20 protein-coding genes and 1 riboswitch are annotated in these 24,212 nt (G+C 54.7%); of the genes, 12 read left to right on the top strand and 8 right to left on the bottom strand.

Annotated elements, in window-relative coordinates:
* The first annotated feature begins 101 nt into the window (after positions 1-101).
* Positions 102-1,208 (top strand): threonine aldolase family protein, encoded by a 1,107-nt coding sequence (locus CBE73_RS12855; protein ID WP_094094547.1) that lies wholly within the window; start codon positions 102-104, stop codon positions 1,206-1,208.
* 111 nt (positions 1,209-1,319) lie between these two features.
* Positions 1,320-2,012, top strand: coding sequence for a peptide-methionine (S)-S-oxide reductase MsrA (gene msrA, locus CBE73_RS12850; RefSeq protein WP_094094546.1), 693 nt, complete (start codon positions 1,320-1,322; stop codon positions 2,010-2,012).
* Between the two features lie 146 nt (positions 2,013-2,158).
* Here msrA and CBE73_RS12845 read toward each other — a convergent pair whose 3' ends face one another.
* The 3 genes from CBE73_RS12845 to fabF form a co-directional block, all read right to left on the bottom strand.
* Positions 2,159-3,712 carry an MDR family MFS transporter gene (locus tag CBE73_RS12845; RefSeq protein ID WP_094094545.1) on the bottom strand — a complete coding sequence of 518 codons (1,554 nt, stop codon included), beginning with the start codon at positions 3,710-3,712 and terminating at the stop codon, positions 2,159-2,161.
* A gap of 518 nt (positions 3,713-4,230) precedes the next feature.
* Positions 4,231-4,761, bottom strand: coding sequence for a cysteine hydrolase family protein (locus tag CBE73_RS12840; RefSeq protein ID WP_094094544.1), 531 nt, complete (start codon positions 4,759-4,761; stop codon positions 4,231-4,233).
* A 95-nt stretch (positions 4,762-4,856) separates the two neighbouring features.
* A complete protein-coding gene (gene fabF, locus CBE73_RS12835; RefSeq protein WP_094094543.1) occupies positions 4,857-6,095 on the bottom strand; it encodes a beta-ketoacyl-ACP synthase II in 1,239 nt (412 codons plus the stop codon).
* A 199-nt stretch (positions 6,096-6,294) separates the two neighbouring features.
* Between fabF and CBE73_RS12830 the strand changes: the two genes are divergently transcribed.
* The 4 genes from CBE73_RS12830 (at position 6,295) to CBE73_RS12815 (ending at position 9,374) form a co-directional block, all read left to right on the top strand.
* Positions 6,295-7,137: a helix-turn-helix transcriptional regulator gene (locus CBE73_RS12830; protein ID WP_094094542.1), complete on the top strand. Its 843-nt coding sequence runs from the start codon at positions 6,295-6,297 to the stop codon at positions 7,135-7,137.
* Positions 7,138-7,261: 124 nt separating this feature from the next.
* Positions 7,262-7,322: riboswitch (Fluoride riboswitch) on the top strand.
* 71 nt (positions 7,323-7,393) lie between these two features.
* Positions 7,394-7,792: a fluoride efflux transporter CrcB gene (gene crcB / locus CBE73_RS12825; RefSeq protein ID WP_094094541.1), complete on the top strand. Its 399-nt coding sequence runs from the start codon at positions 7,394-7,396 to the stop codon at positions 7,790-7,792.
* A gap of 1 nt (position 7,793) precedes the next feature.
* On the top strand, positions 7,794-8,156 hold the full coding sequence (locus CBE73_RS12820) for a fluoride efflux transporter FluC (protein WP_094094540.1): 363 nt from the start codon (positions 7,794-7,796) through the stop codon (positions 8,154-8,156).
* Positions 8,157-8,357: 201 nt separating this feature from the next.
* Complete coding sequence (locus CBE73_RS12815) at positions 8,358-9,374, top strand: S66 family peptidase (protein WP_094094539.1); 1,017 nt, start codon at positions 8,358-8,360, stop codon at positions 9,372-9,374.
* 105 nt (positions 9,375-9,479) lie between these two features.
* Here CBE73_RS12815 and CBE73_RS12810 read toward each other — a convergent pair whose 3' ends face one another.
* The 4 genes from CBE73_RS12810 to CBE73_RS12795 are packed head-to-tail and all read right to left on the bottom strand — an operon-like array spanning position 9,480 to position 15,754.
* Positions 9,480-12,767, bottom strand: coding sequence for a DEAD/DEAH box helicase (locus CBE73_RS12810; protein ID WP_094094538.1), 3,288 nt, complete (start codon positions 12,765-12,767; stop codon positions 9,480-9,482).
* Positions 12,764-14,530, bottom strand: coding sequence for an SWIM zinc finger family protein (locus CBE73_RS12805; protein ID WP_094094537.1), 1,767 nt, complete (start codon positions 14,528-14,530; stop codon positions 12,764-12,766). Before CBE73_RS12805 ends, CBE73_RS12810 begins: the two co-directional genes overlap by 4 nt.
* Positions 14,531-14,553: 23 nt before the next feature.
* Entirely contained in the window at positions 14,554-14,901 is a 348-nt protein-coding gene (locus tag CBE73_RS12800; protein WP_094096300.1) for an MGMT family protein, read from the bottom strand.
* Between the two features lie 16 nt (positions 14,902-14,917).
* Positions 14,918-15,754: an AraC family transcriptional regulator gene (locus tag CBE73_RS12795; protein ID WP_094094536.1), complete on the bottom strand. Its 837-nt coding sequence runs from the start codon at positions 15,752-15,754 to the stop codon at positions 14,918-14,920.
* Positions 15,755-15,888: 134 nt separating this feature from the next.
* Here CBE73_RS12795 and CBE73_RS12790 point away from each other — a divergent pair, with 134 nt between their 5' ends.
* Complete coding sequence (locus CBE73_RS12790) at positions 15,889-16,338, top strand: SRPBCC family protein (protein WP_174704720.1); 450 nt, start codon at positions 15,889-15,891, stop codon at positions 16,336-16,338.
* A 118-nt stretch (positions 16,339-16,456) separates the two neighbouring features.
* On the opposite strand, the gene CBE73_RS21940 is transcribed toward CBE73_RS12790, so the two are convergent.
* Positions 16,457-17,410: a DUF4183 domain-containing protein gene (locus CBE73_RS21940; RefSeq protein WP_483406838.1), complete on the bottom strand. Its 954-nt coding sequence runs from the start codon at positions 17,408-17,410 to the stop codon at positions 16,457-16,459.
* A 199-nt stretch (positions 17,411-17,609) separates the two neighbouring features.
* On the opposite strand from CBE73_RS21940, the gene CBE73_RS12780 reads away from it, so the two are divergent.
* The 5 genes from CBE73_RS12780 to CBE73_RS12760 all read left to right on the top strand — a co-directional run bounded on the left by CBE73_RS12780 (position 17,610) and on the right by CBE73_RS12760 (position 24,122).
* Complete coding sequence (locus tag CBE73_RS12780; RefSeq protein WP_094094534.1) at positions 17,610-18,284, top strand: response regulator transcription factor; 675 nt, start codon at positions 17,610-17,612, stop codon at positions 18,282-18,284.
* Complete coding sequence (locus CBE73_RS12775; RefSeq protein ID WP_308420949.1) at positions 18,281-19,684, top strand: sensor histidine kinase; 1,404 nt, start codon at positions 18,281-18,283, stop codon at positions 19,682-19,684. The genes CBE73_RS12780 and CBE73_RS12775 overlap by 4 nt, the downstream gene beginning before the upstream one ends.
* A gap of 109 nt (positions 19,685-19,793) precedes the next feature.
* Positions 19,794-20,255 (top strand): MarR family winged helix-turn-helix transcriptional regulator, encoded by a 462-nt coding sequence (locus CBE73_RS12770; RefSeq protein WP_157739551.1) that lies wholly within the window; start codon positions 19,794-19,796, stop codon positions 20,253-20,255.
* A gap of 139 nt (positions 20,256-20,394) precedes the next feature.
* Positions 20,395-22,236, top strand: a complete 1,842-nt coding sequence (locus tag CBE73_RS12765; RefSeq protein WP_094094532.1) for an ABC transporter ATP-binding protein — start codon at positions 20,395-20,397, stop codon at positions 22,234-22,236.
* On the top strand, positions 22,233-24,122 hold the full coding sequence (locus CBE73_RS12760) for an ABC transporter ATP-binding protein (RefSeq protein ID WP_094094531.1): 1,890 nt from the start codon (positions 22,233-22,235) through the stop codon (positions 24,120-24,122). Before CBE73_RS12765 ends, CBE73_RS12760 begins: the two co-directional genes overlap by 4 nt.
* Positions 24,123-24,212: the final 90 nt, after the last annotated feature.

Here is a 24,212-nt window from a genome sequence, read left to right as displayed (position 1 = left end):
GGTTATGGTGAACGAGCTTGAGCACGCGTGCTATACTGGCTAATAAAAGAAACCGTCAGATTTTATTCAGGTTTTTTTTCTATAGGGGGAATCAGGAGAAGATGACACAGCAACCGACAACATTGGCGGACGCCGTATCACGGGCAGACTGGATCATTGGCGGGCATGGACCGCGGAACGTTCAAGTGCTCAAAGAGGCTTTGGAGCACATAGACGGCAATCAGGCGAGCGATATGTACGGCAAAGGTGAAGTGATCGAGCAGTTTGAGCGGAAGATGGCGGAGCTGCTTGGCAAGGAATCGGCGGTGTTCTTCCCGAGCGGGACGATGGCCCAGCAAATCGCACTGCGGATCTGGTGCGACCGGAAGGGACTGCCGAAGGTGGCCTACCATCCGCTCAGCCATTTGGAGATCCATGAACAGGACGGCTTGAAGAAGCTTCATCATATTACGCCGCTGCTGCTGGCGGACAAAGACCGTCTGATTACGCTTGAGGATGTCAAAGCCCTGGAGGAGGACATCTCCTGCCTGCTGCTGGAGCTGCCGCAGCGTGAAATCGGCGGGCAGCTTCCGCCTTTTGAGGAACTGGAAGCGATCAGCGCATACTGCCGCGAGAACGGGATCAAGCTGCACCTGGACGGGGCGCGATTGCTCGAGATTCTGCCTTATTATGAGAAGTCGGCGGCTGAGGTCTGCGCTTTGTTCGACAGCGTCTATGTAAGCTTCTACAAAGGCATCGGCGGCGTCGCCGGCGCAATATTGGCGGGAGGCAAGGATTTTACGCAGGAGGCTGTGGTCTGGAAACGGCGCCATGGCGGGGATTTGATCAGCCTTTACCCTTATATTATCAGTGCGGATTATTATTATGAAAAATACGGCGGCCACATGGCCCGTTACTACGAATACGCCAAAGAGCTGGCGGCTTTGTATAACGGCTGCGAGGCCGTTAAGACACTGCCGGAAGTGCCGGTGTCGAACATGTTCCATGTTCATATCGCCTATCCGAAGGAGCAGGTGGAGCCGCTGCTAATTGAACTGACCGAAGAAACCGGCTTGGCGCTTGCTCATTACGTCAACGCCTATGACGCCAAAACCAGCTCTTATGAGGTCAGTCTGGGCGAACGTTTCGGTACGATACCGGAGGACAAGCTGCGTGAAACGTTCAAGCAGCTGGACGAGAAGCTGAAGGCGCTGGGCCGCGGCGTGTAACTTCTAAAGGGATGGAAGGAAGCGGATGGCGGGCGATCAAGTTTTGTTTTCTCCAGCCGATCAGGTACAATGCTGTATAAACACAGCCTGGAAAGGCAGGGAGGGATTCGAATGTCCGAAACGAGCGGCGATTTTCAGCTTGAGGGGAAGCAGCCGGAGAAGCCGGATGTCAAGGCTCATCTGGAGACAGCTGTGCTTGGCATGGGCTGCTTCTGGAGCCCTGAAGCCTTGTTCGGCCAGCTGCCGGGCGTAGTGCGCACCCGGACCGGCTATGCCGGGGGCACTGCCGAGGCGCCGACCTACCGCCAGATGGGCGACCATACGGAATTGGTCGAAATTCAATTCGACCCTTCAATTCTCACTTATGAGCAGCTGTTAAACCTGTTCTGGGATCAGCATAACCCGGTTAATATCAATGATTATAAAGGACGGCAGTATCTGTCCCTGCTGCTGCCCCGAAGTGAACAGCAGCGCAAAGCGATCAGCCGGGTCGCCGAGGAGCGTAAGGCCCGCGGCGACAGCCGGCCGGAGGGGACCGAGGTGGCGGACTTCGAGGTCTTCTATCCGGCCGAAGAACGGCATCAGAAATATTATTTGGCCAGATTCCCGGATGCGCTGGACAAGCTTCGCGCGGAATACCCGTCCATGGAAGCACTGCTCGATTCCACGCTGTCTGCCCGGCTGAACGGCCTGGCTAAAGGGTATACGAATCTGGAGCGTATTGTGAGCGAAATCCGGGAGTGGAAGCTGCCTGCTGCCGAGCAGGAACGGCTGATCGCCCTGATACGGAGCATTCGCTGGTAAGGGGAAAGGGTAAAGGCAGCCCGGGCTTTGGCGGAGTTATCCTTCGCAGCGAACATCTGAATAATGCCGCCGGGAGAAGACAACGACTTCTATCCGGTAAAAAAAGTAACGCCATCCCCTAGCGTCCGGGGATGGCGTTATCTTTTTCAACCTTTCATGGACACCGCTCCAGCGGATTTCCCTTCGCCGTCTGCAGCATTTCCCTCCACTTCCTCACTCTGCTTGGAGAGCACGCCTTTGCCGAGGAACCAGCACATGATAAAGGCGATAATACTGAAGACAAGCGCGATGACAAACAGATTCTGGAACGCCCCCACGAACACCTCGCGGATGTTCAGCAGGAGGTCGGCAGGAATGCCCGCCGGAATGCCGCCGGAGGCGATGTTTTCCGTGGCTCCGGCCGGAAGATCACCGGCATAGCCGGCAACGCCTTCTTTGATATGTCTGGCCAGCAGGCTGCCGAACACGCTGAGGCCAATCGTGGCGCCTAGCGACTGCACAAGCCCGATGGTACTGACAGCAACACCGCTGTGCTGCTTAGGCACGGATTCCTGTACGATCAGGTTGTCGCTGCCGAACAGAACGCCGATTCCAAGGCCCAGGGTGAAGAACGAAATCACCACATAAAGGACAGAGGTGTGAACGCCAAGCTGGGTCAGCAGTGCGATTCCGATGATTGGCAGGATAAAGCAGACGATAAACAGGTTCCGGTAAGGGAGCTTGGTAATCATAAAACCGTTAATAATGCTGGACGGAATCGCCCCGGCCATAAAGGCCAGCGTCAGATAGCCAGAGGCTGTCGGGGTCAGGCCCATCACATTTTGCGCAAAAAACGGAAAGGTAGAGATGCCGCCCATCAGTCCCAGCATCAGGGTGAATACAATCAAAGACAGCACCACGACACTTCTGATTCGGAACAGATGAAGCGGAATGATCGGTTCTTTCGTTTTGGTCTCCACAAAGATAAAGAGAGCCAGCAGCAGAGCGCCGAGTACGAGCAGGCCAATCATCCATGGAGAGCTCCAAGACAAGCCCTGGTTGTCTACCAGCACCGGCGCCATCAGGAAGGAAAGCAGCGATCCGGTCAGGAGAGCAGCGCCGCCCCAGTCGATCGGCTTTCTTTCATCGCCCCGTGACTCGCGCATCCCGATAGAGAGCACAAGCGCTGCAAGAAGTCCCACTGGAATGTTGATCAGGAACACCCAATGCCAGTTGACGTGACCGGCCAGAAAGCCGCCCACAGTGGGTCCTAGAAGCTGCGGGAGAATCATCATAGGGCCGATCAGGCTCTGGATTTTGGCCCGCTGCTCAAGCGGATAGGAGTCGCCGAGAATGACCATGGCCAGCGGCATCAAACCGCCTGCGCCAATTCCCTGAAGTCCCCGTCCGACAAGCAGCACTGTCATGGAAGGAGCCAGACCGCAGACAATCGAGCCGGTAATAAATAGTCCCATGCAGCTCAGATATATGATTTTTCGGCCGTAAATATCGGCCAGCTTGCCCAGCACAGGCATAAAGATCGTTGCGGTCAGCATATAAAGGCCGGCCACCCAGCCGTAAAGCGACAAGCCGTGCAGGTCGCGGATAATGGTCGGCATCGCCGTGGATACCACCGTTTCATCCAGCTCGGAGAAGATCAGACCGATCAGCAGTCCGATTAGGATGAGCTTTTTATTGTTTGTTTTTCCTAAAGCAGTCACTTGTTTGTTCCCTCGTTTCGTTTAGAAGATCGGTGACGATGACCGTTATTCGCTATTCGGTATTCGTATCTTCGTTCCTAGTACCTCGTTCCGGTCATCAGCCTTAACCAAGATAACGCACGATTATGAACCGAATATGAATAATGGAGCTAACTGCTGAATCTTGGTCGTCCGATTTATCAGTTTACTCGCCTTTGGCGGGGATTCCCAGCGGCGCGGGACGGAATAAAGAATTCGGTCTGGAGAAGAGGGAAGCTCCGTCCAGGGATGGATAAGGGAGCCGTAGGTAGAAAGGAGAGGTGAGCTAGTATACTTTGAAAGCATGTTTATGAGAGAGCATAGAAATTTATGAGAGAGCATAGAAAAAGCCGCCCGAAGCAAGGGCTGCCAGGATGCTCCCGGCTTTGCCTTCTTCGGACGGCTCTATTCCTATACGTATATTATGCGTCTAATGAAGCAGCGTATAACCGCATGCAGATATTGCTTGTTCATCGTTATAGACGTTTATAACACTACCGCTACAGCTCAATCTCCCGCAGCGGTTTGATGGCCACCAGGCCGCCCCAGGACTGCTCATGGTCTTCGATAATTTGAGCGGCGGAAGGCACGGAGTTCACGACCGTGCTGTGGCCGTCCTTTAACAGAATATTATCCTTGTAACCGAGGGTGTGAGCGCGGCGAATCGTAGCATTGATGCAGAAATCCGTCTGCGCGCCGGCGAATATCAGCTGATCAATCCCCTGTTCCCGAAGATAGTCAGCCAAGTCCGTTTCGTGAAAAGAATCCGGCGTTGATTTACGGATAACCGGATCGCTCTCCAGCCGGTTCAGTCCGCGGTGAAGCTGCCAATCCGGCGTATCTATGAGAAACTCATCGTCGGGATTCTCATATTCCGTATGCTGAATAAACACGACCGGCACAGCTTGTCTCCGGGCTTGCTCGATCAAGGCGTTAATGTTGCGGACCAGCTGTTCTTTCTCATGGAGCAGACAAGACGGATTTTCGAAAAAAGCTTCCTGCACGTCGATCACAATTACGGCTTTGCTCACAAGGACAACCTCCCCTAAAATTCATGCGGCCTGGCGGCTTATGCGCCTGTGCACCCCACATATGCTCCCCATTCTACATGAAACCTCAGGAAAAATTAACCCTCATATTTGCGGATGATAATCACCGCATTATGACCGCCGAAGCCGAACGAATTGGACATGCCGATCGTCAGATCGGCTGTGCGGGCCGTGTTCGGCACATAGTCCAGGTCGCACTCCGGATCGGCCTGCTTCAGGTTGGCGGTCGGCGGAATGACGCCGTCCTGCAGCGTTTTGACCAGGGCGATGGCTTCCGCGCCGCCGGCGGCGCCGAACATATGCCCAGTCATGGATTTGTTGGCCGTGACGGGAACGCGGTACGCGTGTTCCCCGAACACGGCTTTGATCGCGGCGGTCTCGGAACGGTCACCGATCAGGGTACTTGTCGCGTGCGCGCTGATGACGTCGATCTGCTCAGGCAGCAGATCCGCGTCCTTCAGCGCAAGCTTCATGGCGCGGGCTGCCCCGTTGCCGTCGGCAGGCGTTGCGACCATGTGGTAGGCATCCGAGGAGGCGCCGTAGCCGATGATCTCGCCGTAAATGCGAGCCCCGCGTTTGAGAGCGTGCGACAGCGACTCCAGGACGAGGATGCCCGAGCCTTCGCCCATGACAAACCCGTCGCGGGAAGCGTCAAACGGACGGCTTGCGCCCTGCGGGTTGTCGTTGCTCTTGGACAAGGCGGTCGAGTTGTTGAAGCTCGACAAGGAGATCGGGTTGACCGCCGCTTCGGCTCCCCCCGCGATGATGATATCGGACCGGCCGGCCTGGATGTTGAAATAGGCTTCGCCGATCGAGGTGTTGCCGATGGAGCAGGCTGTTACCGGCGCCAAAGTCGAGCCCTGCGCTTTGAAATGAATGCTGATCAAAGCGGCCGCCATATTGGCGATCATCATGGGCACCAGCGTTGGGCTGACGCGATCGGAACCACGCGACAGCAGCACTTTGTGCTGATCGAGCAGCGATTCGATCCCGCCGATGCCGGAGCCGACATAGACGCCCATTCGTTCATGGTCGATTGTTTCGAGATCGAGGCCTGAATCCTCTACCGCCTGCATGGCCGCCGCCAAAGCGAATTGGCAGAAGCGGTCCATCCGGCGGGCTTCCTTGACGCCAAACAGCGCTTTAGGATCAAAATCGTGGACAACACCCGCAATTTTCACCTTATAATCGGTCGTATCAAAAGAATCTATATAAGAGATGCCGGATTTGCCCTGCTGCATATTGGACCAGAATTCATCCACGCTGTTGCCAAGCGGGGAAATAATGCCTAAACCCGTTACAACTACTCTTTCCATTGAATTTTCACACTCCTCAAAAAAATATATGACCAGGTACTAAATCTATCTTGTCACTAAAATAATCCTATTACAAGTTGTGGTTTATCCTAGTATAATAAGCACCATAATAACTATAATAAGCCTAATTTCTGGATTCGGAGGATAGAAGGACTGGCTTTCTGTCCGGTGATTACATCAAATTGAAGGTGGCAAGAAGATGTCTACTCAAGTACGTTTACAGGCTTTATCCGCTTTTCTGAAGGCCCAGCGAGCCAAAATCTCACCCGAGGAGGTAGGGCTGCCGGCCGGTACCCGCCGCAGAACCCCGGGTCTGCGGCGGGAGGAGGTAGCCCATCTGGCCGGCGTCAGCACTACCTGGTATACCTGGCTGGAGCAGGGGCGCGACATCCAGGTATCGGCTTCGGTGCTGGACAATGTGGCGAATGCATTGAAGCTGACCGCAGATGAGCGCAAATATTTATTTTCTCTGGCGATAGAAACCGGCAAGGGCAGCAGCCTTCCTGTTAGGGAGGAGGCGAAGATCAGCCCGTCTCTGCAGAAGATCATCCGCGAGCTGCGAAGCTGCCCGGTGATCATCTCCGATCCCCGCTGCCATATTGTCGGCTGGAACGAGGCGGCGTCGCATATTTTTCTCAATTTCGACGAAATTCCGCCAGAGGAACGCAACTTGATCCGCCTCCTGTTCACCCGCCGCGAATTCCAGCGGCTTGCCGTGAACTGGGAGCAGTTCGCCTCCGACTACCTGTCCATGTTCCGCTCCTATTACGGCCAGTATGTCGATGACCGCTGGTATGATCCGTTCCTGGAGGAAATGAAGCAGCAGCATCCGGATTTCAATCGGCTGTGGGAACAAAGCAAGGTGAGTTCGGCGCCCGATGTGCTGCTCGAATTCCGGCATGCAAAGGCCGGTAAAATGATGTTCCAGCTCACCTCGCTGCAGGTGCAGGGTGACGACGATCTTCGGTGCAGCGTCTACACGCCTGCCCAGCATACCAACACGGAAGCGAAGCTTATGAAGCTGATGAGCAGAGGGTTATAAAAGGCTCCGGGTCTGCGTCATCTCCTTTGACGGAACCAAAACAAAGCCCAAACAAAGCCAAAACAAGCCAAAATTCTGTTGACCGGCCCCGTTAATCCGACTAAAATAACGGTAGACTGCTACCCACACAATAGGCGATGGAGTTCGCCATAACCGCCCTTTGGGCTGATGACTCCTACCAGTTTATTTGTGCTGGTAGGAGTCTATTTTTTTGGAGAAAATAGAGATCAGGAAAGGTATGAGGTGAGGAGAGACGATGATTTATTTATGGGTCGGATTAAGCGGCATTTTGGGTGCGCTGCTGCGGTATGAAATGGGGCAGTGGATCGTCCTGCCGGGAGTCAGCCTGTTCCCGCTCGGGACTTTGATCGTGAACCTGACGGGCTGTCTGGTGCTGGCCTTTTTCTACACGGCGGCTGCAACCCGATTGAAAGTAAGCCCGCATTTCAGGGTCGCCTTCGGGACCGGGTTTATCGGGTCATATACGACGTTTTCCACGTTCTGCAAAGAAGGAATCATGCTGATGAAGGATGGCCATGCAGGTACGGCTCTGGCTTACATCCTGATCAGTCTGGTTGGCGGTTATATCTGCGCCTGGCTGGGCGTGCGGCTCGGCAGCCTTAAGTCTGTCCAAACAGCAGGGGAGGGGAACTAGGATGGTGGATTGGATTTGGGTAGGCATCGGCGGTTTTGCCGGAGCTGTCTGCCGCTATGGTTCAGTAACTTATCTGGGAAAAAGATTCCCGTCCCTCGTCATGCCTGTCGGCACGCTGTTTGTTAACCTGCTCGGCGCGTTCCTGCTGGGGTTGCTGACCGGGCTGGATGCAAACGTCCAGACAATCCTGCTGCTCGGCACGGGATTTATGGGCGCGTTCACTACGTTCTCTACGTTTCAGTATGAGATGGTCCAGTTCAGCAAGCAGAAGCGCTTTGGTGTTGCAGGACAATATTTGCTTCTCAGCGTCGTGCTGGGGCTGGTACTGGCTTATGCGGGGTTTGAGCTGGGGAAAGGATTGTAGGAGATGGGGAAAGAGGCCGATCCAGCGATCCGGCGTTATGGATCGGATTCTCTTATTCGAGTGCAATACACGGATGGATGATAAGACAGGCGTTCAAACTGATAACGGTTTGGACGCCTGTTTTTCTTGATCCAAGGCGTCAATCTCATGGTCAATTGCAAGGACAACCTTGTATGATGTTCATATAGGCTAATAATACAAGTGATTAGATATCCGTCTTTAAACGAAGGGACAACCCTTGGTGTAACAGCGCCCTCATCAGGTGTAAAAGCTGAATTACACGATTTGATCCATCTTTCTTTCAATCGTATGGAGATGGAGGGATTTAAAGTGGTTGGCGGAGAGACGGTTTGGACACAACATAAGGCCAAGTCTGCTCCGGCCAAAGTCCGTGCTATGGAATTGGATAAGATGATGAGAGATGACCAGATCGGTATGATCATCCCGCCCTGGGGGGGCGAACTTTTAATTGAGATTCTCGAATACCTTGATTTTGATAAATTTAAGAGTAAGTGGATTTTAGGTTATTCAGACACAAGTGTTTTATTGTTAGCAGTAACATTAAAAACAGGCATTGCAACGGCCCATGGTGCAAATCTTATTGATTTCAGAGGGGATTTCTCAGATCCCACAACTGCAATGTGGAAATCGGTCTTATCCACGAAAGTGGGCGAATCCAACCTGCAATATTCATCAGAAAAATTCCAGAAGGAATGGCAACATTCCGATCCTTCTCCATGTGTCTTTCATTTAACCGAACGTACCTATTGGAAAGCTGTCCCCAATGCCAAGATTATGATACAGGGGCGATTGCTTGGGGGATGTGTCGATGTGATACGCCATTTAATCGGCACTCCATTCGGTGATGTTCGGCGATTTCAAAAGGACACTCTTCATGGTGAGCCTATTGTGTGGTATCTGGAGAATTGTGAATTATCGACTGCCGATTTACGTAGATCGCTCCTTCAAATGAAGTTAGCAGGCTGGTTTGACAACTGTTCGGGTCTTCTTTTTGGAAGAAGCGGTGCAAACCAACCTGTTGATGATTATACAGTGGAAGATATCTATCATGAACTGTATGAGGAGTTGCAGGTACCGGTTCTCTACGACATAGATTGCGGTCATGTTCCGCCGCAAATGACCTTCATAAACGGCGCATATGCTGAAATTGAAGTGAAGGAAGGCAAAGGCTCCGTAAAACAACTATTTAAACCCTAAGGGGTTTCTTTCTTAAAACAATAAAAAAGACAGCCAGCCTGAACAACTGTCTTTTTATTAAGTTTCTTCGGATTTAATTTGAACTTTAATTTAAATCTCAAGCGATTAACCGCCCCAATTCCTCCGCAGCGTAATCAGATCGCGCAGATCTTCCGTGGAAAGCTCGGTGATCCAGCCTTCGGTGCTGGAGATCACATTGTCGCTGAGCTGCTGCTTGTTCTCCAGCATTTCGTCGATCCGTTCTTCCAGTGTGCCCAGACAAATAAATTTGTGCACCTGCACGTCTTTGGTCTGCCCCATTCGGTAAGCCCGGTCTGTCGCCTGGTTCTCGACCGCCGGGTTCCACCAGCGGTCGAAGTGGAAGACATGGTTGGCTGCCGTCAGGTTCAAGCCTACTCCGCCAGCCTTCAGAGATAGGATAAACACGGCCGGGGATTTTTCAGCTGAAACAGCAGCTGCAGCCACAGCCGCGTTTTCAGCTGGAGCAGGAGCCGCTTTAGCAGCCTCGGTCGCATCCGCAGCGGCTCGCGTTTGATCCGTTTGATCCGTAGCAGCTGCCCGGATCCCGCCATCTGTAGCTTTCTCTGCGGCCGGGGCGGCTGTTCCTGTCTGGAACTGCTCGACCATCCGGTCGCGGGCCGTTTTAGAGGTGCTGCCGTTCAGATACAGCACCGGCTCCTGCAGCTCATGCTCAAGTACGGTCTTCAGCATGTTACCCATGCCGATGTATTGGGTGAAGATCAGACAGCGCTCGCCTTCCTCGCGCAGCTCCTTCACCATCGCGAGCAGCCGCTCCAGCTTGGAGGAGCGCTCGACCAGCGCAGCGATGTCCGCATCCTCAACCGGTTCCCCGGCCATGCCCGGATACGGTTCGCCGCTGGACAGCAGCGGATGATCACACAGCTGCTTCAGCTGGGTCAGGGCAGATAAAATCGCACCTTTGCGCTGGATGCCTTTAAGGCTGCCCATCTGCTTCATCAGCTGATTGACGGCTTGGTCGTACAAGGCACCCTGTTCGGCTGTCAGATGGACGTAGGTTTTCATCTCGTTTTTCTCCGGCAGATCAAGCATAATGGCCGGGTCCTTTTTCTTCCGGCGCAGCAGGAACGGATGAACCAGCTTTTTGAGATCGGCGGTGCGGCGTTCGTCATGCTCTTTTTCAATCGGCGTAGCGAACCGGTGCTGGAAGGACCTTGCAGAACCCAGATAACCCGGCGCGATAAAATCATAGATCGACCACAGCTCGGCCAGACGGTTCTCGATCGGCGTACCGGTCAAAGCAATGCGGTGTTTGGCCGGGAAGCTGCGGACGGCAGTGGACTGCTTCGTCTGGGCGTTCTTGATATTCTGTGCTTCGTCCAGACAGATCGACTCCCAGGTCACCGTCTGCAGCAGCTCCTGATCAAGCGCTGCCGTGGCGTAGGAGGTCAGGACCACATCCGCCTGCAGCGTGTCCGCTTCAAAGGCTTCGCCGCTCAGCCGGCTGCTGCCGTAGTGGAGCTTGACCGAAAGGGACGGCGCGAACCGCTGCAGCTCCTTCTGCCAGTTGCCGAGCACGGACGTCGGGCAGATGACGAGCGCCGGAGTATGACGGCGGATTCGGGTGGCATTGGCTGCAGCTCCGGTCACCGCCTGCCGTTCTGCCGATGCTGACGCGGCAGCCGGCGCAGCCGACGAATTGCCTGCCGCCGCAGCTTCGCCCGTCCGGCACTCCTTCACGAACAGCAGATAAGCAATCAGCTGTACCGTTTTCCCGAGACCCATGTCATCGGCGAGAATACCGCCGAGACCATAGCGGCGCAGGAAAGCAAGCCAGGCAAACCCCTCATGCTGATAAGTGCGAAGCGTGGCTTGAAGGGCGTCCGGCACCGGCTCCAGCGGCCAATCCTCCTTGCGGTTCAATTGGCTGAACAAATGGGCAAGCTGCCCGTTTAATTCCACTTCGATCCGGACGCGGGCCTCGTCTTCTTCCTCCTCGGGCGCGTCTTCCGTACCGCTTTGATCTTCACCCTTGCTGTTTTGGATTGGCTGCAGGCGATCCTGCTTGCGCTGCTCCAGCAAGTGAAGCTGCAGCACATCCTGGAAGGACAGGCCCTGCTCCGGGTCGATACTCTCCATTGCCCTGCGGATTTGAGCCAGAAAAGCCGGGTCAAGCGCCAGCCACTGCCCGCGGAACTGGACTAACCTTTCATTCATGGCGATCAGCTCATGGAATTCGCTTTCGCTCAAATCGGCGTCGCCGATCGCAATCCGCCAGTCGAAATCGACCAGCGAGTCGAAGCCGAAGTAAGAAGGACCACGCGCCGCTTGTTCCTCTTCGGACACCGCGCGGACCTTGGCCCGCAGCCGCGGCTTGCGGCGGCTGGCGGATTCCCACCAGGCCGGCAGCAGCACAAGCCAGCCGGCCCGCAGCAGCTGCTCGCTGTCCTGGCGCAGGAACTGCCAGGCAGCGTCGTTGTCCAGCGCGCGTCCAAGCACGTCCGGGCCGTCTGTCAGACGGCCGGGCGGCATGCCCGCGCGCAGCCGGTCCAGCCAGCCGGCGCTGCGCTCGCGGACCTGGGCCGTCCATTCGGCCGGCCAGCTGCCCGCGGCTTCGCCGCTGTCTGCAAGCTGCACAGGATAAAGCGACGAGGCGTCGAGTTTATCCTGCAGCTGAAGCCGGAGCCGCCAGTGGGGCTCGGCTTCCTCCGGTTCGAGCAGCTGGAGAACCGGCCTAAACGGCGCGGTATCGGCTTTCCAGCCGATCGCGACCAGCCAGGCCTGTTCATTCATACCCGCGAACCGTGCAGCTCCGCGCTCGAACAGCCGCGGGAATTCGCTGCGCAGATCAGCTGCTTCTTCTTCGGTATTGTAGTAGCGCTGGAACACCGAAGCCGAGAAGGCGGCCCGCAGCCCTTCACGCAGCTCGCTGTCCTCCGTCACGGCCTCCAGCGCCTCGCGGATTTCACTTGTCTTGGCGTCAGGCGGCTGACTCTCTGCCGCATGCTCCCTTACAAAAGCCTCATCCCATACCCACTGCAGCTTTCCCTGACGGAAAGCCTCCAGACTGGGATGGAATTTGCGCTGCCTGATGCAGGCTGCCAGGCCGGGGGCAAGGAGGTGCAGCGGGCGTGATTCTTCATCCCAGATCCATTCGACATGCTGAAGCATGCCCGCCGCATCGTCCATGTAAGGAATCACCTGCTCGGCGGGCAGGACGATAATGTCGGCCCCGTCCGTCTGCTGGATCTCCAGCTCGGTTCCGTAGAACGACTCCTCATGCCAGGCGAACAGCAGCTGTTTCAGATAAAGTCCGGGCTCGTATCCGTAGGCTTGTTTCTGTCCGAACAACAGCGCATCACCGTAAGGCGTCAGCCGGGCATGAACTTGTATGCTCTGTAAATGTTTGCTCATGAAATCAGCTTTCCTTTCCTAAGCTCTTCCTGCAGCGCCCGCAGACGGCTGTAGCGCACGGTGAAAGCGGTGACAAACCGCTCCCAGCGCTCCGTTTGCTTCAGCTTGGCGTACAGCTTGGCCAGCCGTTTGAGCAGCTTCACTGCTTTCTTATAGCTGTCCCGGTTCTTATGCGTAACATAACGCTCTACTGCCTGATGGTAAAAGGGGAGCAGAAGTCGGGGATCGGCTTTCTCGATCTTTTGCAGATCCTTCACCTTGAAGTCCAGCGGTTCCGCGCCGGCCGACAGCTGGTAATCCATCCATTCCCGAAAGCGGCCGTGCTCGAACAGCTTGCGCTCATAGAAGCGCTGGGCCGCAGGCAGCAGTTCTTCCAGGGTCCGCCACATCAAAGTACCGGCAGAGGGATCAAGCGCAGCAGCCGCCTCCCAATAGGCGAAATAAGATTCAAGCTGGTTGGTTCTGCTGTTCTTCAGCAGCGGGACAAGGCGCATCAGCCAGGAGGTCAGCCTCGCTCCGCTTCCGGTTTGCTGTACAATATCCAGCAGGTTCGACAAATTTTCCGGACGAAGTCCGGAAGGCAGTGAAGCGGCAGTACGCAGCCGTTCCCAGGCCGGCTCATCTTCGCCCAGCTGCGCAAGGAGCCAGGCCCGGGTGGCGTCTAGCGCATAAGGCTGGATGACTCGAGCCTGCTGCAGGGCTGCGGCGTCACCGCTTTTTCCTGAAACCGGATCAGACAGACCAGCTGGGCTAGCAGCTTCCTCCGCGTCCAGCTTCGCCAGCTCTTCCCGCAGCAGCTCCGTTCCAGGGAAGACAGGCAGGAGCCATTCCTTCCAGAAACGATAGTAATAATGAGAGAAATAATAGCGTTCCCGCTGCTCCTTCAGCATTTCGCTGCGGAGCCACTCCAGGCTCTGAATCAGCAGGGGCTTCAGTTCTTTCAGTTCCTCCCGTTCTCCTCCCTGCACGCCGGCAGGAGAATCTCCAAGCGAAAGGAGGACGGCCTTATCTAATTCACCTACGGCCACGTGCGTGAAATAGCCGAGGTGGGAGCTGTAGGCCTGTGCAGCCCCGGGGATCCTGACCGGCTGGAGCAGAGACTGCTGCACAAACAGGTGGGCGTGCAGCCCGTACAGCTGCTCGGCAGCCGGGGATAGGTTCCGCTTTGCTTGAAGAATCAGCTCCAGCGCTTTATCGGCGTAAGCCGAGTTTCGGACTTCCCGCTCAAGCGGAGCCGTTACTCTCTGAAAGAGGGCATGCCATCTGGCAATACCGCTGCCCTGATCGCTATGATCGGCGTAGTTCCTTCCGGCTTGATCCTGTCTCCTGGAAGCCGGGTCATCTGAATAGCTGCCCTCCGCAAACAGCCCGTCCCGCAGCAGGGGAGGGGCCGGTTTGGCAGCCGGCTTGGCCGAGGCCAGCATTTGTTTGGCTTTGGCATTCGCGAGGCTGTTCACGGAGCGCCCCTGGGTCTCGGCCAGCTTCATCAGCGCGGCGGCCATATGCTTGCAGGGCTCATTAACCGGACAGGAGCAGCTCGCGAGAGATAAGGTCTCAAGAGGGATCTCAACCTTATAAGGCTGTGGATCGCTGCCCCGAACCGCTGCCCGAACAAGCGCCGGCTCCGGCATCTCCAGCTGCTCGACGCGTCCCTGTTTGAAATAAAGAAAGCCCCGGCTCAGCGTGACTTCGTCAAATTGACTGCCGGTATATCGCACCAGCCTGTTCCACTCGGCATCCTGGATCAGGCCGTCTGGTTTCATCGTCACGATTGTTCTCCCTTTTCCTACTCAGTATCTTTAGGATTAGTATAACATTTTAGAAACGTTTGTTCCCCATCAGCCTGAAAAATCTCCAGGTTAATCCGGTCTCCGAGACCAAACTCCACACCCTCCTGCTCCAGCTGCATCCGCTGCATAAAGCGGGATTCTTCATCTTGAAGTCCGATTTCCCCTTTGACATTTACAACCCGGTGCCAGGGAAGCTTATGCTTCCGGCTGGAGGAGTGCAGAATTCGCACGACCTGTCTTGCAGCGCGGGGGCTTCCCGCCAAAGCGGCGATTTGACCGTAAGTCATGACCTGGCCTTCAGGGATTTGCTTAATAATAGAAATAACTCGCTCTGTAAAAGGCAGCATAACACCGCTCCTTCTATATTTTCGACCGGATGTACTGCTCCGGTGTCAGGCCAATCACAGCCTTGAAGTCTTTGATAAAATGCGCCTGGTCATGGTAGCCAAGCTCCATGGATAGATTCAGCAGACTGCCGATTTGACCCTTGTCCATCGCTTCGGCGGCATTTTGCAGGCGATAGAGCCGGATTACCGTCTTAGGACTAAGCCCGACATACTGTCCGAATAACCGCTGCAAGGTTCGAATATTGCAGTCAAAAGCCGAGCACAACTGTTCGACCCGGGACAATTCTTGATGTTCGGCAATATAGGTCACGACCCAGCGGATAAAATGAATTTGTGGATCCTCGGCGGGCAGCACGGCCATAAACAGCTGATCGGCCTTCTTAGCCTTATCCTCATCCGTATCTTCCATAGTCCCTATATCGCCCGCAGTCTCCGTATCCGGCAGAAGCAGCTGTTCAAGCTCCGCTTCCTTTACGCCCAGAATGGAGAAGGGAGGTAACGGCTGGCCTTGCAGCCCGGACACGGACCCGCGCAGAAACGGATAGAAACCGCCGGGATGGAATTTGACGCCGAACACGGCTCCTGAGCCGTCCAGCCGGTGAGCATATTTTTGGGCAGAAGGTGCGTAGAAAAATGTGTTCCCCCGCTCCACGACCATGTTTACGCAGGGATTCGGTACCACTTCCTGATCGTAGGCCGCTTGTCCGTTTAGATTCCACTGTGCAATCCAATAATGCTTGATAAAGGGCTTCAGCGCAGGCGCGGGCTGCAGGCGGGCAAGCCTGAACTTTTCATTGGCCTGCGTATGGCGCAGGATACCCATGGCTGGTTGGATAGGGTTGTGATTCATATTTTTGTCTCCTCCCGGGATTCGAGAAATAGGATCGTGTCTGTCGCCTTTTTACAAGACATTCCATCGGGCTAGCTAATAGAATCATACTATCATAAATCGCATAAATCGATTTTCCGGAAGGAGAGATTGACATGGAATTGAAATATGAATTTTATATCGGGGCGGAGCCGGAGCAGGTGTGGAAGACGTTGGTTTCGCCGGAAGGAACGCGCAGCACTTTCTTTGGATCAATCCTGAAATCGGACTTAACGCCGGGAGCCTCTTTCGAGTATGTGGGACCGGGTGAAGACGGGGACGAGACGGTGCATGTATACGGGACTATTCTGGAGGCCGAACCGGGCAAAGTGTTAAGCTACCGTGAGCATCCGGGCCCGTCCTACCGCGAGAATCATGCGGAGCTGGAATCGAGAGTCACCTTCAGGCTGGACAAGGTCGGCGGCTGCACCAAGCTGACGCTGGTGAATGATGAGTGGTCACCGGGCAATCCGGCGCTGGAGCACACGGAGGGCCATTGGTGGATGATTCTGAGCAACATCAAGACCTATACGGAGACAGGAAAAACACTGGACTTCGGCTGGTAACCGGCCAATAAAGCCATGACCTCGTTCAGAACGTCCAGAACGTCTTCCCGTCAAACAAGGAAAGAACCCGACCCGCCTGCAGGCGGGTCGGGTTCTTCGGGCTTCGGGCCAGCGCTCTTTAAGTGGCGACGGTTGTAGCTACAGTCAGGCTGGGAACGGAAGTCGATGTGGAGGTTGTGCCCGAATAGTCGTGCATCTCCAGGTTAACTGGCGTTCCTTCCAGAATAGCAGCGGTGGCGATGGTAAGCGCCGTTGCAGTGGTGCTGAACAGTCCGGCTTGCTGCAAAATGCCGTTTACATACAGGTTCATGGACCCGCCGGAAGTAATGGCCGGGATGTCACCGGTCAAAGGTTCGCCTGCATCTGTCAAAAAGCTTCCTGCCGGAATCGTAGTCGTTCCGGCTCCCGCATCAATCATAGCCGCTGTTACGGTAGCGTTAAGCCGGGTAACGGCGTCCGTGACGGTGGTATCGGTAGTGGTGGCCACGGTTCCTGCAATCACGCTTGTTGCGAGAGCAAAGGGTTTAATCAGGGCTGGAGGCATGCTTGCTTCACCTTCCTTTATGTTCTGATTTATTCTATCGTATGAGACAATACTTGTGCCCGGCACGGCTTCTGGCTTAGTCCGCCGCCTCGCTCCCGCTGTTTGGCTGCATTTGCCCCGTTTCTTTCTGCCCGGTTTGTTTGCGTAGGGCTTGTTCAAACTCACGGTGATGCACTGCAAAATGACGGGGACGCCGGCAGGAGGCAGCTCGCGGGTTAACAGACGGATCTTGCCGGTATATTGCTCGTAGTTGCAAGCGGGCTGAAGAATGCCGTTAATATAGAGCTGGGAGAATGTTACCTTTTGCGGATCGGGGATACCGGAGCCGGCCGGCCAAAGGGCAGCGGCATCTTGATCTTTATACATACATTTTCTGTCGTCGGAGTAAGCAAGATAATAAATTAGGGATGCCCCGATACGGGGTGAGCTTCGGCGTTCCAAATGAGATCTATCGCGCTTCCGGTTTGAACGGCACCGGGATGATGGCCGGAGGCATTTTAATTTGGTTTTGGATGTTCTCTGCCTCACTCTTCTCACCACCTAAAATTAGAAAAAATCTTCTCCGCTTATGCGTACGGGATATTATATGTGCCCCGGCGGGAAAAGGAGGCGGCTCCTGACCGAGTTTACCTGTTCGGGAACCGGTTTGTTCATATTCGGTTCATCTGGCTGTTTTACAATAAGGGTAATGATGAGGAAACGAAGAAGTTTGGAGAGGTGAGAGGTAATGACCCGAATTCTTGTCGTCGATGACGATCCCTATATTCAAGAGCTGATCGGCCATGTGCTAATCAAGGAAGGTTTTGAGATTTCGGCAGCCGGCAACGGTCTGGAAGCGCTGAATCTGCTGCAGGAGGTGAAAGCCGATCTGGTTATCCTGGACGTGATGATGCCGGAAATGGACGGCTGGGAGCTGTGCCGGGAGCTTGAAGCTCATTATGATATGCCGCTCCTGATGCTGACCGCTAAAGGCGATACCTCGCAGAAGGTTAGAGGCTTTGAGCTCGGAACAGATGATTATATGGTTAAACCGTTTGAGGCGCCAGAGCTGATTGCCCGGGTAAAAGCGCTGCTGAAACGCTACCGTATTGCGGCTTCCCAGCAAGTTCAGCAGGGCGATCTGCTGCTTGACCGGAAGACTTATGAGTGCCGGGTCGGGGGAGAAGCCGTTCCTCTGCCGCTTAAGGAGTTTGAGCTGCTCTTTATGCTGGCCAGCTATCCGGGACGAACCCTGCTGCGCGACCAGATTGTGGAGCAGATCTGGGGCTACGATTATGAAGGCGACGAGCGGACCGTGGATGTCCACATCAAGCGACTGCGGGAGCGGTTTCCTGAGGATCACCATTCGTTTCGGATTGCGACCGTCCGCGGCCTTGGCTACCGGTTCGAGGTGACGGGATGACGGATAAACGCACGGAATCAAACGGAGACAAGCCGGACCGCAGAGGAGACAGGGGAGGCGTCCGGGGTATGGGGCCGTCCACGGCTGATATCGAACGCCGGATCAACCGCCAGAAGGAACATTTGGAGCGGCACCTGGAGCAGAGAAAACGTCAAGCGGAACGCGGGCAGGAACATGTGCGGCGGCATTTGGAGCATGCTGAGCGACATTTGGAGCATGCACAGCGCCGGGTGGAGCGGAAGCAGGAGCAGCTGGAGATGCGCATGGACCGGAAACAACGGCAGATCGAACAGCGGCAGGCCAAGCAGCGCGGCAAAGAGCGGAGGGAGGGAACCTTCCACGAATTTATGGAGCGGCTGCTGGCGTTTATCGGGATCACTTCGCTGCTCAGCTTGTGCTGGGTCGGCGCTTTTTACGTGTCCCGGCACGGCTATGATTGGATCGGCTGGCATCCTCATCCATTAGCCGGGCAATTAATCACTTCGGGGCTCGGGATGGTTTTATGGGGAATGGTGATTTCGGTCATATCGAGGATCCCCAGAAAGAAGCAGAATGATTACTTTCAGCAGACGATTGCAGCATTACGCCAGATTTCGCGCGGGGATTTCCAGGTTGACTTAAGGAATTTGGGACTTGGATTCCGCAACCACCCGTTTAATGTGCTTGCCGATATCGTCAATGAAATGGCCGCCAATCTGAAGAATACCGAAGAGATGCGCCAGGAGTTCATTTCCAACGTATCCCATGAAATTCAGTCGCCGCTGACCTCCATCGCCGGTTTTGCCCGGGTATTGAAGCAGGAAGAGCTGAACCGGGAGCAGAGCCTTCACTATCTGGATATTATTGAGCGGGAAAGCGTCCGGCTGTCCAAGCTGAGCGACAATATGCTCCGGCTGGCCTCGCTGGATTCCAAACACATTACGCTGCAGACGGAGAGGTTCCGGCTCGATAAGCAGCTTCAGCAGCATCTGCTCTCATGCGAACCGCAATGGCTGGAGAAGAAGCTGGAGATGGACGCCGACCTTGTGCCGGCAGAGATCGAAGCGGATCAAATCCTGCTGAGCCAGGTATGGGTGAATCTGCTGCATAATGCCATTAAATTTACGCCGGAAGGCGGGACGATCACGGTTTCGCTTGCGGTCGAAGACAATCATGCGCTGGTTTCCGTTAAGGATACCGGAATCGGTATTGCCGAGGAGGAGCTGGTGCATATCTTTGAACGCTTCTATAAAGTGGACCGGTCGCGAACCCGCACGGAAGGCGGCAACGGTCTGGGGCTGTCGATTCTGCAAAAAATCGTAGAGCTTCACAAAGGAGAAGTATCGGTTCAAAGCCGGGTTGGCGAAGGCACCAAATTTACCGTTCGGCTGCCGCTGAAGCAGCAGCTGGGGTCCGCTTGACAGGGGTAATTCTGCTGTCTATAATAACTTTTATAAATACTTTGTATATACTAATTATTAAATGATTTAAAAATTAGTAATGCGTAATATTGCGAAAGGGGGAGTTCTGTTGGACATCCAGGATCAGTCAGCTGTTGGCAGACTGATGGAGGTTATGCGGCAGCTGCGCAGAACTCAGTTGAACAAGATTTCTTTTGAAGGCTATAACGCCAGCATGCTCCGGGTTTTGTTCCTGTTAGGAAGAGGCTGTGGTCAGCATCCGGAAGGGATGACCGTCTCCGAGATCAGCAGCCGGATGGAGGTAACGCCTCCTACGGTTACGCCGCTGATCAAAAGCCTTGAAGCGGAAGGTCTTATTCTGCGGGTCAATGATCAGGAGGACCGGAGAGTGGTGCGCGTGCTGCTGACTGAAGAGGGGCAGGCGCTGCGCAAGCGGGCGATGGAAATGAGCTTGGACCGTATGAAGCGGATCAGCGAGCATTTGGGCCAAGAGAAAACGGAACAGCTCGCGGGCCTGCTGGAAGAAGTAGTGGATTATTTGAATCACCGGGACGGACAGAAGACCGAATAGAGATTCGCGGTTATTATTTTATTTTTAAACCTGATGGCCTCGTTAACAGGAATCGGGAGAATAAACCTCGAAGAAAAGGGTCTCTAGAAAAAGGGTCTCTGGTAGAAGCATTTTATTAACAAGTGGAGATGATCGAGCGATGTTTAAGTTGTTCAGGCTCTTGAAGCCGTACCGGATTCCCGTGATCATTACCTTGATATTGGTATTTATCCAGTCACTGGCGGAATTATATCTTCCTACCCTGATGTCAGATATCGTGGACGAGGGGGTCGTCAAGGGGAATACGGCGTACATTTGGCGTTTTGGATTCTATATGCTGCTGGTTGCTATGGGCAGTATGATTTGTTCCATTGTGGCCAGTTATTTTTCTTCCATGTCGGCTACCGGCTTCGGCAAGCTGCTGCGTGGACGGGTATTCAAACATGTAACGAACTTTTCGCTTGAGGAATTTGACAAGATTGGCACGGCTTCGCTCATTACGCGGACAACCAATGACATTAACCAGATTCAGCAGGTGCTGGTGATGATGCTCCGCATCATGGTTATGGCTCCGATGATGGCGATCGGTGGCCTGATCATGGCGTTGTCCAAGGACCGGGAGCTGACGCTGATCTTTGTAGTCGTCATTCCGGTGATGGGGCTGCTGATCGCGGCGATTGCCGGTAAAGGCCTGCCGTTGTTCAAGGCGATTCAGAAGAAGATCGACAAACTGAACCTGGTGCTTCGCGAAGCCCTGACGGGCATTCGGGTTATCCGCTCCTTCAACCGGATTGATTACGAGAAGCAAAAGTTTGACGCGGCCAACCGCGACCTGACGGAAACCTCGATCAAGGTCAACAAAATTTTTGCGGTTATGATGCCGGCAATGATGATTATTATGAACTTTACACAAATCGCGATCGTCTGGTTCGGCGGACACAGGATCGATACCGGCGAAATGCAGGTCGGCGATCTGATGGCTTTTATCCAATATGCGATGCAAATCATGTTCTCCATCTTGATGGTGACGATGATCTTTGTAATGATTCCGCGGGCTTCCGCTTCGGCAGAGCGCATTAACGAGGTGCTGAATGTCGATCCTGTCATTAAAGATTGGACAGAGCAGGATGAACGGGACGCTCAGAAAGCAGTACATGAAGCAGCTGCACAGGCTCAATCAGCCTTCGGGCAGTCAGACACTGGAGGGGAGCCGGGAGTGGCCGGCCAAGCGGCTGCTCCTGATGAGGCGCAGCCGTTGCGGGGTTATCTGGAGTTCCGGGACGTCACTTTCAGCTATCCGGGCGCCGAACAGCCGGCGATTCAGCATGTTTCTTTTGCTGCGAAGCCGGGTGAAATCACGGCGATTATCGGCGGCACAGGCGCGGGTAAATCGACTTTGGTCAGCCTGATTCCGCGTTTCTATGATGTGGACAGCGGGGAAATTTTGATCGATGGCGTCGATATTCGAAGAATGACCCAAGCCAAGCTGCGCGGCAAAATCGGCTTTGTGCCTCAGAAGGCCGTTCTCTTCACAGGTACGGTGACGGACAATATCCGTTACGGCAAAGAAGATGCGACGGATGAAGAAGTGCGTCATGCGGCGAAGATCGCCCAGGCGGACGAATTTATTTCCAAGATGGAAGAGGGCTACAACGCTCCGATTTCGCAGGGCGGCTCCAACGTCTCCGGCGGTCAGAAGCAGCGTTTGTCCATTGCCCGCGCGCTGGTGCGCCGAGCTGAGCTGCTGATCTTCGACGACAGCTTCTCCGCGCTTGACTTCAAGACGGATGCCAAGCTCCGCGCTGCGCTGAAGCAGGAAGCAGCCGACTCTACCATGCTGATCGTCGCCCAGCGGGTCAGCACAGTAATGGATGCCGACCGGATTATCGTGCTGAACGAAAGTGAAGTAGCGGGAATCGGCACTCACCGCGAGCTGATGGAGACCTGCGACGTATACCGTGAAATTGTCAGCTCCCAGCTGTCAGAGGAGGAGATCGCATGAGTCAGGCTAACGGAAACGGAAAACCGGCTGGAATGCCGCGCGGAGGCGGGGGACCGATGGGTCCTGGCGGAGGCGGCCGGGGAATGGGCATGCCTGTCCAGAAAGCGAAGGACTTCAAAGGCACGCTCCTGCGGCTGATGAAATATTTGAAGCCTTTCCGCTTCAAATTATCGATTGTTTTTATTACGGCTATCTTGAGTACCGTCTTCAGCATTTATGGTCCGAAAGTGCTCGGCCAAGCGACGACCAAACTCCTTGAAGGTCTGTTGGGCAAGTCGCAGGGCGGCCATATTGATTTTGAAGGCATTTGGCGTATTGTTCTGGAGCTGGTAGGTTTGTATCTGTTAAGCGCCGTCTTTAGTTACATCCAGCAGTATCTGATGGCGGGCGTTGCCCAGCGTACGGTATTCCAGCTGCGCCGGGATGTGAACGAGAAGCTGAACAAGCTTCCGCTGAAATATTTTGATTCCCGCACCAACGGGGAAATTCTCAGCCGCGTCACCAACGATGTGGACAATATCAGTACGACGCTGCAGCAAAGCTTGACGCAGCTGATTACATCGGTTGTAACGATCATTGGCGTATTGATCATGATGCTGACGATCAGCCCGTGGATGACCTTGATTGCTTTGGTTACGCTGCCGGTCAGCGTGCTGGCCATTACCCAGGTCGCCAAACGGTCGCAGAAGCAGTTCGCCGAGCAGCAGAAGGAACTTGGAATGCTGAACGGGCATGTGGAGGAAATGTACACCGGCCACAAAATCGTTAAAGTCTTCGGCCGTGAACAGGAATCGCTGAATAAATTCGATGAAGTCAACGACCGGCTGTTCCAGGCCGGACGCAAAGCGCAGTTCCTGTCCGGCATCATCATGCCGATCATGAACTTTATTGGCAACATCGGTTATGTGCTGATTTCCGTAGTGGGCGGCTTGTTCGTAATCAAAAATATGATCACGATCGGTGACGTCCAGGCCTTTATCCAGTACATGCGCCAGTTCACCCAGCCGATTACGCAAACCGCCAACATTGCCAACATCATTCAGTCGACCGTAGCGTCGGCGGAACGTGTCTTTGAAGTGCTGGATGAAGAAGAAGAGGTTCCAGAGGTGTCTACGCCGAGGAAATTGGCATTACCTCAAGGCGACGTGGCCTTCGAGCATGTCCAGTTCGGGTATGACGGCAAACCTACGCTGATTGAGGATATGAGCATTGAAGCGAAGCAGGGACAAACGATTGCGATTGTCGGGCCGACAGGTGCCGGTAAAACAACGCTGATCAACCTGCTGATGCGCTTCTACGAGCTGCGGGGCGGCCGGATTACGATTGACGGTATGGACATCAAGGACATGAAACGCGGCGATCTGCACAAGCTGTTCGGCATGGTGCTTCAGGATACGTGGCTGTTTAACGGCACGATCCGGGACAACATTGCTTACGGCCGTGAAGGCGCCTCGGAGGCCGATGTGGTCCGCGCAGCGAAAATGGCGCATGCCGATCATTTTATCCGCACATTGCCGCAGGGCTATGACACGGTGCTGAATGAAGAAGCGTCCAACATCTCGCAGGGACAGAAGCAGCTGCTGACGATTGCCCGCGCCATTCTGGCCGATCCGGCGATCCTGATTCTGGACGAAGCAACGAGCAGCGTCGATACACGGACCGAGGTCTACATCCAGAATGCCATGAATGAGCTGATGAAGGGCCGGACCAGCTTCGTTATTGCCCATCGCTTGTCGACCATCAAGGGAGCCGATCTGATTCTGGTTATGAATCAAGGTACGGTGATCGAGCAGGGCACACACGATGAGCTGATGGCCCAGAACGGCTTCTATGCCGACCTGTACAACAGCCAGTTCAGCGACGACGCTGAGCCAAGCGCAGGATAGGAAATTATTTTTATACGAAAAAGGCCCGGTGAGGTACAACGTTACTTACCTTTACCGATAAAGATGCCCTTTGCGGTTTGCAAAGGGCAT

The organism is Paenibacillus physcomitrellae, from assembly GCF_002240225.1.
Classification (GTDB): domain Bacteria; phylum Bacillota; class Bacilli; order Paenibacillales; family Paenibacillaceae; genus Fontibacillus; species Fontibacillus physcomitrellae.
The sequence above is the reverse complement of the archived record's forward strand: the minus strand, read 5'-3'. Positions and strand labels throughout refer to the sequence as shown.